Source organism: Bacillus sp. Leaf49 (assembly GCF_001426125.1).
In the GTDB taxonomy this organism is placed as follows: domain Bacteria; phylum Bacillota; class Bacilli; order Bacillales; family Bacillaceae; genus Bacillus; species Bacillus altitudinis.
On sequence record NZ_LMRK01000023.1, the window covers coordinates 58,941 to 72,995 of the forward strand.

Genomic DNA, 14,055 nt, shown 5'->3' on the forward strand with positions numbered 1-14,055 from the left:
CCTGCGTAAAAACGAGCTAGAATAAAGAAAGGTGCGCTCGTCGCAAAAACATTTGATTATAGGGGTGCGATATGTCTCAGAAATTCATGAAATTTATGGTATTGCTCATGATTAGCTTACTGTTAATTTCTTCACTTTTAGCAGGAGCGGCAGCCTTTTTATAAAGTGTTGATAAAAAAGCAGACAAGCAGATGATTCGTTTTTTAACGAATGGCCTGTTTGTCTTTGGCCAGTTTTTCAAATGCATCGCTTGATGTCGTGATCCATACTTTTGTACCAACTGGAAGCTGATCAAACAGCCGTTCTACATCTTGATTATGAAGACGTACACAGCCTGCCGTAATAAATTTCCCTATCGATGTCTCATCACTTGTTCCATGAATGCCATAGGTTCTCCCGTCGGTTCCTCGCGCATCAAATCCAATCCACCTTCGGCCGAGTGGGTTATTCTTTGCGCCGCCTTCAATATTTTTTCTTCTGTAATAAGGATCTTTCGCTTTGATCATAATCGTAAATTCACCTTCTGGCGTTAAATCAGCTGTTTTGCCAGTAGAAGCCGGGTAGACTTTTTGAATTTTCCCATGATCAATATACGCAAGCTCATTCGTTTGTTTATTAATAATGACATACGGATCACCTGGAAGCGGGTTTTGCCCGAGCGGCCAGATGGGTGAAAGGGACATGGCCAGCAGAGTATAAAATAAAAGACGCATAGGCTCCTCCTTTTTCATTAGATTGACCAATGAAGGAGGAACTCATGCGTCTTTATTCTTTCATCCCTTTAAAATAACTTTTCAGCACCAAATATTGTTCCATTTCCCCGAGAAAATGAAAGAGTGCGGCTCTAGCTTCAAATTCTTCACGTGTTTGCGGAAGCGGCAGTGCATCAAACTCTTCTTTCATATCAATCAGGCGTCTTAAGAACTTATGCGCCGTGTTCCCTGGGTGAATATGTTCTCGTAAATCTCTAATATATTCTGCAATGATTTGCCCATGCTCCGTTGTAACAGAAATGGACGTAATTTTCGGAAGCACCCGCTCAATGATTTCAAATTGCTTTTGTCTCATGTTGAAATAATGATAATACAGATTTTCATGTCTTAAGACATGGTTTTCAACATCACGGTATGCAAGAGCTTTCGCTTCTTTAATCAATTGATGCGTCTCTGGTATTTCTTTTCCTGTCCAGTCTTGTTTTCCGGTCATTAAATATTGCTCGATTTCTTCAAAGATTTTCGCAAAATTCGCTTCAATCTGTTCACTGTATTGTTTCAGCTTTTTATCAACGCTAGGCATATACAGGTTCATAATGAGTGCGACCCCTACACCAATGGTGATGAGTAAAAGCTCATTCCAGATGAGATGAAGCGTAATGCCTCCAGACATATACAAATGAAGGATAATCACTGAACTTGTGACAATCCCTTCTTTAATCCGAAGCAAGACCGTTGTTGGAATAAAGACGAGCAGCATTAGTCCAATGACGAAAGGATGATACCCAATCAGATCAAAAAATAAATAAGAAAATAAGATGGCAAGACTGCATGCGGCAAAGCGGGCCCCAGATGCGAGGAGTGACCTTTTTTTCGTCACCTGAATACAAAGGATCGTAATAATGCCGGCAGCTGAATAGTTTTGCAGACCGAGCATTTGTGCAATGTAAATGGCTAGAGCTGTTCCTAATGCTGTTTTCAGCGTTCGGTAGCCGATTTTAAACATGATGTGATTCACTCTTTTCTGTCTACTTTTGTGAAATGATGAACTTTTTTTACTTTCCCCATTATAATCAAAAAAAGAAGGAGATGTTAAGTCTCCTCCTCATTTTTTTCATTATAATATTTTTTGTAAGAAATCTTGAGCACGCTGTGAAGACGGAGATTCAAAGAATTCTACAGGATTTGCATCCTCTACAATTTTCCCATCATCCATAAAGATCACACGGTCTGCCACTTCTTTTGCAAAGCCCATTTCATGTGTGACGATCATCAGCGTCATCCCAGATTGAGCGAGCTCTTTCATGACCTCTAATACTTCCTTTACCATTTCTGGATCAAGAGCAGACGTCGGCTCGTCAAAAAGCATGATATCTGGTGTCATCGCAAGGGCACGTGCAATGGCGACACGCTGCTTTTGACCACCTGACAGCCGATTCGGATAATCATCTTTTTTCTCTAGAAGTCCGACCTTTTTTAAAAGCTCCTCTGCCTGCTTGATGCTGTCTTCCTTCGATTGGTTCTTTACATTCATTGGCGCATACGTAATATTTTCTAGCACTGTTTTGTGCGGGAATAAGTGAAAATGCTGAAACACCATACCAATATTTTCGCGCACTTTTAATGCATTTGTTTTTGGATTGGTAATTTCCGTCCCCTGAATCGTAATCACTCCAGAAGTCGGTTTTTCAAGTAAGTTAATACAGCGAAGAAATGTTGATTTTCCTGAACCAGACGGCCCGATGACAGCTACCACTTCGCCTTCTTTAATCGTGGTATCAATCCCTTTCAACACTTCATTTTTACCGAAAGATTTTGTGAGTTTCTCTATTTTAATCATTTGATTTTAACTTCCTTTCCACCGATTTGCCGACGAAGGTAAGAATAAGCACGATGACATAATAGATGAGACCTGCAAAAATAAGCGGTTCAAGATAGTTATAGGTGACGGCACCTGCTTGATAAGCTCGTCTCATGACATCGCCCAGTCCAATGACTGTGACAATCGCTGATTCTTTTGTCAGTGTAATCGTTTCGTTCACAAGTGCTGGTGAAATATTTTTGAATGCTTGCGGAAGCAATAAGTCCTTCATCATTTTAGCATACGGAATACCTAAAGCAACGGCCGCTTCTTTTTGCCCTTTATCAATGGCATTGATTCCTGCACGAATGATCTCAGAAACGTACGCCGCCGAGTTTAGTGAAAATGCGGCTACAGCTGCCCAGTATTGATCAATTTGAAAGCCGAGCAGCTGGGGAAGACCAAAATAAATAATCAAAAGCTGAAGCACAAGCGGTGTGCCTCGGAAGATTGACGTATAAAAATCTGCTAGCCAGATAAGCGGCTTAAATACACTAATTTTACAGAGCGTTAATAAGATTCCTAAAATAAAACCAAGGAACAGTGATACCACAACAATAGAAAGCGTTACTTTAAGACCTTCTAAAATAAAGGGCATCTGAGGTATTACATCTTTAAAATCCATCATGATATTCTCCTTTTTTTCCTTCAGATAAAATCAAAGAATAAAACAGGAAAAAAGTTCAACACATGTTGAACTTTTCAGCGCTTTCTACTTGATTTTCATGAATGACGCTGATCCTTTTCCTGACTTACTTTTCATCAGCAAACCATTTTTTAATTAGTTTATCAAGTTCGCCATTATCCTTCATTTCTTTTAATGATTTATTGAATTTCGCTGTTAAGTCGCTATTTTTTTTGAATGCAATGGCTGAACCTTCGTTTGAGCTATTCAATCCAAACGCTTGGAAATCTTTTTCCTTTTTCAAGTAGCCAGCCGCTACTTTATCTTCAATAATGGCTGCATCAAAACGGCCTGCCTTAATTTCTTGAATGATATCAGAGATTTTATTACGATCTTCGACCGTTAAGTTATATTTCTTTTGCAATCCATTTGCTTCATCTTGCTGGATAGAACCTAATTGAACGCCAACCGTTTTGTCTTTTAAATCTTTCTCTGTTTTCATACCGCTAGATTTTTTTGATACAACCAAGTTTTCAGCATTGTAGTAAACATCTGAGAAATCAACTTGTTTTTTACGCTTTTCAGTAGGTGTCATGCCTGCAAGCACAATATCAGCTTTATTTGTTTTAAGAGCTGACACGAGGCTTGCAAAGTCCATATCTTGAATTTCTAGCTTGTAGCCGTTCTTTTTCGCTAGAGCTGTAGCAAGGTCGACATCAAAACCGATAATTTTATCACCGTCTTTTGATTCAAATGGCGGATAATCTGCTGAAGTCGCCATAATGAGTGTTTTGTCGTCTCCTGATGCGTTTGAATTATTAGAAGAAGTTCCGCATGCTGCTAATGCAGCTGCAAGACCAGCTGTCATAAGTAATAATAACCACTTTTTCATATGATAATGCCTCCTAGTATTTAAAATCATGAGTAGATTTGAATATTTATTCACTATAATGTATTTTAAACACTTTCTTTTTGATATGCAATAGTATTTTGCTAAAATTATTTTGATTCTTATGTCATGTAAAACAAAAAAACAGACCGATCAAAAGACCGGACTGCATTTGAATAATTCATTCAAAAGTAACATGTTACACTTCTTCGCAATACTCATCGAAAGCGGCTTGAAGTTTTGACACCACTTCCATCGGTTCATGTCCTTCGATTTCGTGACGTTCGACCATTTTAATGATTTTCCCGTCTTTTAATAGAGCAAATGATGGTGAAGATGGCGGGAAGCCTTCAAAGTATTCACGTGCTCTTGCGGTTGCTTCTTTGTCCTGTCCAGCAAACACTGTGAGCAATTGATCTGGACGCTTATCGTAATGAACAGAATAACCAGCCGCTGGTCTAGCAATACCGCCTGCACAGCCGCACACTGAATTCACCATGACAAGTGTCGTTCCTTTTTTCGTCAGTGCTTCATCGACTTCTTCAGCTGTTGTCAGTTCCGTATAACCTGCCTGTTTAATCTCTTCTCGTGCTTGTTTCACAATATCATTCATAAATAAATTAAAATCAATATTCATAACCGTCCACTCCTTCTACGTACCAAACCATTTTAACTACATCATATCAAGGAAAACGCCGGCGGGCAAATGTCTTGTTTCGCCCCCTTCACTTTTTTCAAACGTCGTTTATGACCTGTGGAATTGGGGAAAAGTGATAGTAAAGTGATGAAAGGGAGAACTGCGTGATGGCACTATTCAAAAAAGCGATACTCATTTATAATGGAAATGCTGGACAAAAAAACATGGAAAAAACACTAGGTCAAACAGTACCTCTTCTTTCTTTACATATTGATGAACTCATCCTTAAGCCTACAAAACAGCCGAATGATGCCTATCATTTCTGCCGTGAGATGGATGAGTCGGTTGAATTGCTGATTATACTAGGCGGAGACGGAACCGTCCATGAATGCATGAATGGAATTGGCGGTTTAGAAAAAAGGCCGACTGTAGCGATCTTACCTGGCGGGACGTGCAATGACTTTTCTAGAACGCTGGGCATCCCCCAGCAGATGCCAAAGGCCGCTCAAATGGTGATAGATGGCACTGAAAAAAAGGTCGATTTAATCAAAGCAGAGGATCGATACCTTTTAAATTTTTGGGGGATTGGTCTCATCGCAGATACCTCAAACAATATTAATGATAAAGAAAAAGCTGTCCTCGGAAAAATCAGCTACTTCACGAGCGCTCTTCGAACCCTTCAGCAGACAGAACCTTTCTACGTACGCATTGAAACCGAAGAGGAAAACTGGGAAGAAGAAGCTGTGATTGTCCTTGTCATGAATGGGCACTTTATCGGTACAAATAAATTAGATCTGCCAAATGCTTCAATTGATGATGGAAAAGCCGAAATTTTAATTTGCAGAAATACGAGTTTCTCTGCTTTAAAAGAGATTTTTTCAATGAACCGCGAAGAGCTAGAAGATTTTAAAGGTGACCTGTCTCTTATACAAGCATCCCGCATTCATATTCATACTAAAGAGGAAATGGATGCAGATACAGATGGTGAAGTATACATGACCGCTCCTTCTTCCCTTGAAGTATTAAAACAGCATTTGACCTTTATCGTTCCAGCAGAATAAAGAATACGCCTGCATCATTTCGATGCGGGCGTTTTTTTGATATAACGTCTGTATAAATATTCAAGTGCATACCCTAGCAGTGTACCTATCAGAAGGGAAATGCCTAATAAACTATTGGCGACTCCTTTAAATCCTCCTATCATCAACAAGCAATAGGCGATTTGAATGATTGAAACGATCGATATGATGAGCAGTAAGCGTTCAGGATGATTGCGTGATTTGGAAATATACCGAAGAAAAGCGAACGCAATGGCTGTGATAAACATCAGACCGATCGTAAGAAAAGCAAAAAAATCTAGTCCAGACATCTCATCGCTCCTTTCTGATTGATATGGAAATCCCCCTCTCATTGTGAGAAGGGGACATATAAATGAGCTTAATAGACGGACGTCTCTTCGTCAATACCTTCAAGAATTTGTTTGATTCTTTGCAGGAATCTACCGCATACAAGACCATCGAGTACTCTATGATCTAATGAAAGACAAAGATTCACCATATCTCTTGCGGCAATCATACCATTTACAATCATCGGGCGCTTTACAATAGATTCTACTTGTAAAATGGCTGCTTGCGGATAGTTAATAATCCCCATTGATTGAACCGAACCAAATGAGCCTGTGTTGTTCACAGTGAAAGTGCCGCCTTCCATGTCACTTTGCTTCAGTTTGCCTTGTCTGACCTTGAAAGCAAGTTCATGAATTTCTTTGGCGATTCCCTTAATCGTTTTCTCATCCGCATCTTTAATCACTGGGACAAAAAGAGCGTCATCTGTCGCAACAGCAATGGAGACATTGATCGCTTTCTTTTGAACAATTTTATCACCAGCCCACATGCTGTTCATTTCAGGGAATTCCTTTAAGGCCTGAGCCACTGCTTTGACAAAGAATGCAAAGAACGTCAAATTAAAGCCTTCTTTTGCTTTGAATTGATCTTTTAGCTGATTTCTTCTTGTCACAAGGTTTGTCACATCCACTTCCATCATCGTCCAGGCATGTGGAATTTCATGCTTGCTTCTTAGCATGTTTGCGGCAATCGCCTGTCTAATCGGAGTGACCGGCAGTTCAACATCTCCAGGCATTGAAGAGATGGAAGGAGCCGCTTTTGCTTGTGACGGCTTTGCAGGTTCTGTTTGACCCGTACCTTCACTCACAGGTGCTGCCGTTTCTTTTACGCCTCCACTTTCGATAAGCTTCAGCAAATCTTTTCTTGTGATTCTGCCGCCAGCTCCCGTTCCTTGAACAACCGCTAAATCAATTCCGTGCTCATCTGCTAAACGCAGGACTGCCGGAGAGTATCGTTTCTTTTGACTCTGATCCACATTTGTTTGGTCAGGTTCTGGTGCATCATCTTGCGCAGGCGCCTCTTCTGTTTTCGCACTCTGCTGCGCACTGCCTTCTACTTCAATTTCACAAAACACTTCTCCTACTTGAAGTGTATCACCCTCTGCAGCCGCTAGTTTAGTGATTGTTCCTGTAAAGGATGACGGAACCTCTGCATTTACTTTATCTGTCATGACTTCCGCAATCGGATCGTATTTATTCACATGATCGCCAGGTGAAACGAGCCATTTGCTAATGGTTCCTTCTGTTACACTTTCACCAAGCTGAGGCATTTTCATTTGTTCAGTTGCCACTTTGAAACCCTCCTCTTTCTTAAAACGCCGCTAGTTCTCTCATTTCAGCTTCTACCTTATCCGGATTAACCATGAAGAATTTCTCCATTGTCGGTGCATAAGGCATTGCAGGGATATCAGGTCCTGCTAGACGTTTAATTGGCGCATCTAAATCAAACAAGCAGTGCTCTGAAATGATGGCAGCTACTTCACTCATGATGCTTCCTTCTTTTGTATCTTCTGTTAACAAGAGTACTTTCCCTGTTTTTGATGCCGCTTCAATAATCGCTTCTTGATCAAGCGGGTACACTGTACGTAAATCGAGAATATGAGCAGAAATTCCGTCCTTCGCAAGGCGCTCTGCTGCTTGAAGGGCAAAATGAACACAAAGGCCATATGTAATGACCGTAATGTCATCGCCTTCTCGTTTCACATCCGCTTTTCCAATAGGGAGCGTATAATCCTCTTCAGGCACTTCTCCTTTAATGAGACGGTATGCACGTTTGTGTTCAAAGAACAATACAGGATCTGGATCACGCACTGCGGCTTTTAACAACCCTTTGACATCATAAGGTGTAGAAGGCATCACAATCTTTAAGCCTGGCTGATTGGCAAAAATGGCTTCGACCGATTGTGAATGATAAAGCGCCCCGTGTACGCCGCCCCCGTAAGGAGCACGAATGACCATTGGGCAGCTCCAATCATTATTGGAACGATATCTAATTTTTGCAGCCTCTGAAATGATTTGGTTGATGGCTGGCATAATAAAATCCGCAAATTGCATCTCTGCGATCGGACGCATTCCATACATAGCAGCCCCAATACCTACACCTGCAATCGCTGATTCGGCAAGAGGTGTATCCATGACGCGCGCTTCTCCAAATTGCTCGTAAAGACCCGCTGTTGCTTTAAATACGCCGCCTTTTTTCCCGACATCCTCTCCGAGCACAAACACTTTCGGATCTCGCTCCATTTCTTCTTTCATCGCTAGTGTAATAGCGTCTATATATGACATAACAGGCATTTTTCTTCCCCCTTACTCCGCATACACGTAACGAAGTGCGCTTTCTGCATCGGCATAAGCTGCGTTTTCCGCTTCATCAGTGGCTTCGTTTACGATTTGCATGATTTCTTTTGTCATCTCTTCTTTCATTTCAGAAGTCATGACATTTCCTTCGATTAAGTACGTTTCATATTGAATGAGCGGATCTTTCTTTCTTGCTTCGAGCACTTCTTCTTTTTCTCGATAGCTAGAATCATCGTCATCACTTGAATGCGCAGTTAACCGGTAAGAAATGGTTTCGATCAATGTTGGGCCTTCGCCTCTTGCCGCACGGTCTCTCGCTTCTTTGACCGCTGCATACACTTCAAGCGGATCATTTCCATCAACCGTCACACCAGGCATTCCGTACCCTATTGCACGATCTGAAATACGCTCACATGCCACTTGTTTGTCATACGGGACAGAAATCGCATACTTATTGTTTTCACACATGAAAATAACAGGCAGCTTATGCACCGCAGCAAAGTTGGCGCCTTCGTGGAAGTCTCCTTGGTTTGAAGAGCCTTCACCGAACGTGACAAAGCTAACAAAATTCTTTTGCTCTAGACGCCCGGCAAGTGCGATTCCAACCGCATGAGGAACCTGTGTTGTCACAGGTGATGATCCAGTCACAATTCGGTTTGATCTTTGCCCAAAATGACCTGGCATCTGTCTCCCGCCTGAGCTTGGATCGTCTTTTTTCGCAAAACCAGACATCATTAAATCTTTCGCCGTCATCCCGAATGCAAGGACAACCCCCATATCACGGTAATAAGGTAAAACGTAATCCTCTTCCCTATTGAGGGCAAAAGCGGCACCGACTTGCTGCGCTTCCTGTCCTTGACAAGAGATGACGAATGGAATTTTTCCAGAACGGTTTAACAGCCACATCCGTTCATCAATTTTTCTTGCTAAAAGCATGGTTCTATATATGTCAATCGCTTGTTCATCTGATAATCCTAATTCCTGATGACGCATGTTACTCATCATGTTTCCCTCCTTGATTAAAAATGGATCGCCTTTCCGTCAACAGCCAGTGCTGCCTCGCCAATTGCTTCTGACAAGGTTGGGTGCGGGTGGATCGTCTGCCCCACTTCCCACGGAGTTGCATCTAATACTTTGGCTAATCCAGCTTCAGATATCATATCTGTTACATGAGGACCAATCATATGAATCCCTAAGATATCATCTGTCTTTTGGTCAGCAATGATTTTGACAAATCCATCAGACTCTCCAAATACAAGCGCTTTTCCGATGGCCATAAAGGGAAACTTCCCAATCTTGACTTCGTAGCCTTGCTCTTTTGCCGCCTGTTCAGTCAGTCCAACGCTAGCGGTTTCTGGGTGAGAGTACACACATTTAGACACGAGCGTTTCATCAAGCGGCTTTGGATCTTGACCAGCCATATGTTCTACTGCAATCATGCCTTCATGTGATGCGACATGCGCCAGCTGAAGACCGCCAATGACATCACCTATTGCGTAAATATGCGACTCTTTCGTTTGGTAATGCTCATTCACGACAATGCCATGATTTTCTGTCTGGATGTCCGTGTTTTCAAGACCTATGCCTTCCACGTTTGGCACTCGGCCAACTGAAAGAAGCAGTTTCTCTGCTTCAAACGACTGAGTGTCTCCACCTTGTTCCACTTGGATCTTGACCAGATTCTCATGCTTTTCGGCAGTATCTGGCAGAACCTTCGCATTTGTCACTAAGGTGATGCCCTTTTTCGTTAAAAGCTTTTCCATTTCTTTAGAAATATCTTGATCCTCTGTTGGCAAAATGCGATCTGCAAATTCGATCACTGTGACTTTTACGCCAAAATCGTTAAGCATGGAAGCCCATTCGATCCCAATCACGCCTCCGCCGACAATCAGCATGGACTGAGGGAGTTCTTGCAGTTCAAGTGCTTCGTCTGATGTAAGGATGTGTGTTCCATCCGCTTCAAGTCCGGGCAGGACGCGCGGTCTTGATCCAGTCGCAATGATGACCTGCTTAGGAATCAGCATTTCATTTTCATCGCCATTCGCCATTTCTACCGAGATGGTGCCCGGCATTGGCGAAAAAATCGAAGGGCCTAGGATACGGCCTATTCCTTCGTATACATCAATTTTTCCTTGTTTCATTAAGTGTTTGACGCCGCCTGCTAATTTGTCGACAATCTCTGTTTTTCTTTTTTGTACGTTGGCAAATTGTAAGGCAATTCCGCTTGCTTCAACGCCAAAATCAGCGGCACGTTTGACCGTTTGATAGACTTCTGCACTTCTAAGCAGCGCTTTAGATGGGATACAGCCTTTATGAAGACATGTTCCACCGAGCTTTGATTTTTCTACGACTGCTGTTTTCAATCCAAGTTGAGAGGCACGAATGGCCGCTACATAGCCGCCTGTGCCTCCACCAAGAATGACGAGGTCATATTCAGTTGCCATGACTTGTCACTCCTTTCTCCGCCTTTTGATCATTTGGGTATTCTTTTGGTGATTCTTCTTCTTTTAAAATGCGAAGCGCTCCTTCTGCTAAGGATTGCAATTCATTTTCGCCTGGGTACACAACAACATCTGAAATCCAGTCAATGTATCCTCTAATGCTTGATGTAATTTGTTTGCTGTATGCAAGGCCACCTGTTAACACTATGACGTCAACAGCTCCTTTTAAAACCGCACTAGCCGCACCAATTTCTTTGGCAATTTGATAGCACATCGCTTCATAAATAAGCGCCGCACGCTCATCGCCTGCTTCAATCATTCGCTCTACTTTTACTGCATCTGTCGTGCCAAGATAGCCCGCAAGACCGCCTTCGCCAATAATGCGTTTGAGCATTTCCTCTTGCGAATATTCACCAGAAAAGCATAAATTGACAAGGTCACCTGTTGGGAGAGTACCTGCCCGCTCTGGGCTGAAAGGACCCTCACCATGAAGACCGTTATTCACATCAATGACTTTTCCTTTTTGATGTACACCAATCGTAATTCCGCCGCCCATATGGGTAATGATCATGTTCAAATCTTCATAACGTTTTCCAAACGAAGCAGCCGTTTTTCTTGCGACTGCTTTTTGATTTAACGCATGAAAAATGCTTTTCCGCTCAATTGTTGGCAGTCCTGAAATACGAGCAATTGGCTGTAGTTCATCTACGACTACGGGATCAACAATAAAAGCTGGGATGTTAAGACCAAGTGCAATTTCTCGGGCAATGATTCCGCCTAGATTAGAGGCGTGCTGGCCAGCATACCCTTCTTTTAGATCTTCAACCATTTGCTCATTTACTTCATATGTGCCACCTTCAATCGGGCGAAGCAGACCACCGCGTGCGCAAACTGCATCAAACTTTGAGATGTTCATCCCCTGTTCATGCAGTGTTTTTAAAATGGTTTCTTTACGGAATGAAAATTGATCAATGATATGAGGAAACTGCTTGATTTCCTCATCTGTATGTCTTAATGTCGTTTCAAAAATAGATCGTTCATTATGAAACACACCGATTTTTGTTGAGGTAGAGCCAGGATTAATCGTGAGAATACGCCATTCTTTTGTCAGCAAAAACAAAACCTCCGTTTCAACTCATTCATCCATTTAGCGACGACTTAAAATATGTTGACCATTTTGCAGGAATTGGCTTCTTGATTTGCGCATTCTTTCAATTCGCTCTTCAGCCAATCGGTCTGCCGCTTTATAAGTTGGAATGGCATCACGGTTAGAGATTTCAATCACTCGCTCAATGTTTTGGTAAATGCCTTCTACTTTTTTCATTGCACGATCGGCATTATAGCCATAAAGCTCATCTGCAACGTTAATCACACCGCCTGCATTGATCACATAATCCGGTGCGTACACAATGCCCATTTCATGAATAAGATCTCCATGATGTGTTTCTCTCAGCTGGTTATTCGCTGCACCTGCAATGACTTTTGCCTTTAATTTAGGAATCGTCACATCGTTAATGGTTGCACCGAGTGCACATGGTGCGTAAATATCACATTCTTGATCATAAATATCATCAGGGTCTACCGCTTTTGCACCGAAGTCTTCTACAGCTCGCTGAACTGAGTCTTTGTTGATATCAGTAACGATAAGCTGTGCGCCTTCTTCATGCAGGTGTTTACATAGGTTGTAAGCCACGTTTCCAACACCTTGAACGGCAATTGTTTTTCCTTCTAATGAATCTGTACCGAATGCTGCTTTTGCAGCTGCTTTCATGCCTTTATATACACCGTAAGCAGTCACTGGAGATGGGTTTCCTGAAGAACCAAATGCAGGAGAGATGCCTGTGACAAAGTCTGTTTCTTCATGGATAAGATCCATATCTTCTACCGTTGTACCGACATCTTCAGCAGTGATATAACGGCCATTTAATCCTTGAATGTAACGGCCAAAAGCACGGAACATTTCTTCATTCTTGTCTTTTCTCGGATCACCAATGATGACCGTTTTACCGCCGCCAAGGTTAAGCCCTGCCGCCGCATTTTTATAAGTCATACCTCTTGCAAGACGCAAGGCATCTTCGATCGCTGCTTCTTCATTTTCATATGTCCACATTCTTGTTCCGCCGAGTGCTGGCCCAAGTGTTGTATCATGAATGGCAATGATGGCTTTTAAACCAGACTGTTCATCCTGACAAAATACAAGCTGTTCATAATCGTATCGTTCCATATATTTAAAAAGTTCCATTTTCTATTCCTCCTAATACTTTCGCTTAATTAGATGTACAGATGGCAAGTGCAATTGAATAGAGCTTGCTTTCAGCTGAATCAGACCGGCTTGTTAAAGCAATCGGTGCTTTCGCTCCTGCCACCACAGCTCCCACTTTTGCATGAGCAAAGTAGATGAGAGATTTATAAAGAATGTTGCCTGCTTCAATGGTTGGCACAAGCAAAATATCTGCATGACCAGCCACATCACTCGTAATATTTTTATGAGAAGCTGCCGTTTGAGAAATGGCATTATCTAAAGCCAGCGGTCCATCAATCAGGCAGCCAGAAATTTGACCTCTTCGATTCATTTGCGCAAGGCTTGCAGCTGTGAGCGTCGAATCCATCGCTGGGTTTACGACTTCTACCGCTGATAATACCGCCACTTTGGGCATATCATTTCCGACAGCTTGTGCGACTTGAACGGAATTCACCGTAATTTCTTTCAGCATATTTAAATCAGGCGCAATGTTCATCGCAGAGTCCGTCACATAGATAAAACGGTCAAAGCCCGGTACTTCGAAGGCTGCAACATGTGAAAGGACACTCGCTGTCCGAAGCCCATATTCTTTATTTAGGACAGCTTTTAACAGTACGGCTGTCGGGACATGCCCCTTCATGAGAATATCTGCATGATTTTCACTTACTGCCTGAACGGCAATTTTGGCAGATTCTTCGGGTGAATCTGAATGAATAATATCTATCCAGTCTTCATTAATCTCATGCTGTTTGACTAGCTCCTTTAGGTTGCGTTTGTTTCCAACCAGCAGGAAGCGAGCGACTTTTCGTTCGATTGCCATTTTGATGGCATGAAGCACTTCTTCGTCTTCTGCATGAGCCACAGCCGCTGTTTTATTCTGCAGCTGCGAGGCTTTGATAATCAGATCGTCAAGCTTCATACTTGCCCACCTTTCCTTGTGCTCGGTT

16 protein-coding genes are annotated in these 14,055 nt (G+C 42.2%); 2 read left to right on the forward strand and 14 right to left on the reverse strand.

Annotated elements, in window-relative coordinates:
• Positions 1 to 71: 71 nt before the first annotated feature.
• Positions 72 to 164, forward strand: coding sequence for a stressosome-associated protein Prli42 (prli42, locus tag ASG46_RS21000; RefSeq protein WP_017357951.1), 93 nt, complete (start codon positions 72 to 74; stop codon positions 162 to 164).
• Positions 165 to 203: 39 nt separating this feature from the next.
• Here the strand turns inward: prli42 and ASG46_RS16340 are convergent, their stop codons facing one another.
• The 6 genes from ASG46_RS16340 to ASG46_RS16365 form a co-directional block, all read right to left on the reverse strand.
• Positions 204 to 713, reverse strand: coding sequence for a L,D-transpeptidase (locus ASG46_RS16340; RefSeq protein WP_056705218.1), 510 nt, complete (start codon positions 711 to 713; stop codon positions 204 to 206).
• 52 nt (positions 714 to 765) lie between these two features.
• A complete protein-coding gene (locus ASG46_RS16345; protein WP_007501130.1) occupies positions 766 to 1,719 on the reverse strand; it encodes an aromatic acid exporter family protein in 954 nt (317 codons plus the stop codon).
• Between the two features lie 111 nt (positions 1,720 to 1,830).
• Positions 1,831 to 2,553, reverse strand: coding sequence for an amino acid ABC transporter ATP-binding protein (locus ASG46_RS16350; RefSeq protein WP_017357952.1), 723 nt, complete (start codon positions 2,551 to 2,553; stop codon positions 1,831 to 1,833).
• Positions 2,546 to 3,199 carry an amino acid ABC transporter permease gene (locus ASG46_RS16355; RefSeq protein WP_008342239.1) on the reverse strand — a complete coding sequence of 218 codons (654 nt, stop codon included), beginning with the start codon at positions 3,197 to 3,199 and terminating at the stop codon, positions 2,546 to 2,548. Before ASG46_RS16355 ends, ASG46_RS16350 begins: the two co-directional genes overlap by 8 nt.
• Positions 3,200 to 3,326: 127 nt before the next feature.
• A complete protein-coding gene (locus tag ASG46_RS16360; protein ID WP_017357953.1) occupies positions 3,327 to 4,091 on the reverse strand; it encodes a transporter substrate-binding domain-containing protein in 765 nt (254 codons plus the stop codon).
• Positions 4,092 to 4,287: 196 nt separating this feature from the next.
• A complete protein-coding gene (locus ASG46_RS16365) occupies positions 4,288 to 4,725 on the reverse strand; it encodes a BrxA/BrxB family bacilliredoxin (RefSeq protein WP_007501138.1) in 438 nt (145 codons plus the stop codon).
• A 167-nt stretch (positions 4,726 to 4,892) separates the two neighbouring features.
• Here ASG46_RS16365 and ASG46_RS16370 point away from each other — a divergent pair, with 167 nt between their 5' ends.
• Complete coding sequence (locus ASG46_RS16370) at positions 4,893 to 5,786, forward strand: YegS/Rv2252/BmrU family lipid kinase (protein WP_056705219.1); 894 nt, start codon at positions 4,893 to 4,895, stop codon at positions 5,784 to 5,786.
• 14 nt (positions 5,787 to 5,800) lie between these two features.
• Here ASG46_RS16370 and ASG46_RS16375 read toward each other — a convergent pair whose 3' ends face one another.
• The 8 genes from ASG46_RS16375 to yqiS all read right to left on the reverse strand — a co-directional run bounded on the left by ASG46_RS16375 (position 5,801) and on the right by yqiS (position 14,027).
• Positions 5,801 to 6,094 carry a YesK family protein gene (locus tag ASG46_RS16375; RefSeq protein WP_008342236.1) on the reverse strand — a complete coding sequence of 98 codons (294 nt, stop codon included), beginning with the start codon at positions 6,092 to 6,094 and terminating at the stop codon, positions 5,801 to 5,803.
• Positions 6,095 to 6,162: 68 nt separating this feature from the next.
• On the reverse strand, positions 6,163 to 7,419 hold the full coding sequence (locus ASG46_RS16380) for a dihydrolipoamide acetyltransferase family protein (RefSeq protein WP_056705221.1): 1,257 nt from the start codon (positions 7,417 to 7,419) through the stop codon (positions 6,163 to 6,165).
• A 19-nt stretch (positions 7,420 to 7,438) separates the two neighbouring features.
• Positions 7,439 to 8,422 carry an alpha-ketoacid dehydrogenase subunit beta gene (locus ASG46_RS16385; protein ID WP_007501148.1) on the reverse strand — a complete coding sequence of 328 codons (984 nt, stop codon included), beginning with the start codon at positions 8,420 to 8,422 and terminating at the stop codon, positions 7,439 to 7,441.
• Positions 8,423 to 8,434: 12 nt separating this feature from the next.
• Complete coding sequence (locus tag ASG46_RS16390) at positions 8,435 to 9,427, reverse strand: thiamine pyrophosphate-dependent dehydrogenase E1 component subunit alpha (RefSeq protein WP_039165916.1); 993 nt, start codon at positions 9,425 to 9,427, stop codon at positions 8,435 to 8,437.
• Positions 9,428 to 9,444: 17 nt separating this feature from the next.
• On the reverse strand, positions 9,445 to 10,869 hold the full coding sequence (lpdA, locus tag ASG46_RS16395) for a dihydrolipoyl dehydrogenase (protein ID WP_056705223.1): 1,425 nt from the start codon (positions 10,867 to 10,869) through the stop codon (positions 9,445 to 9,447).
• Positions 10,859 to 11,980 carry a butyrate kinase gene (gene buk, locus ASG46_RS16400; RefSeq protein ID WP_017357958.1) on the reverse strand — a complete coding sequence of 374 codons (1,122 nt, stop codon included), beginning with the start codon at positions 11,978 to 11,980 and terminating at the stop codon, positions 10,859 to 10,861. Before buk ends, lpdA begins: the two co-directional genes overlap by 11 nt.
• Before the next feature lie 33 nt (positions 11,981 to 12,013).
• A complete protein-coding gene (gene bcd, locus ASG46_RS16405; protein ID WP_007501155.1) occupies positions 12,014 to 13,108 on the reverse strand; it encodes a branched-chain amino acid dehydrogenase in 1,095 nt (364 codons plus the stop codon).
• Positions 13,109 to 13,133: 25 nt separating this feature from the next.
• Positions 13,134 to 14,027: a phosphate butyryltransferase gene (gene yqiS / locus ASG46_RS16410; protein WP_008342231.1), complete on the reverse strand. Its 894-nt coding sequence runs from the start codon at positions 14,025 to 14,027 to the stop codon at positions 13,134 to 13,136.
• Positions 14,028 to 14,055 lie beyond the last annotated feature (28 nt).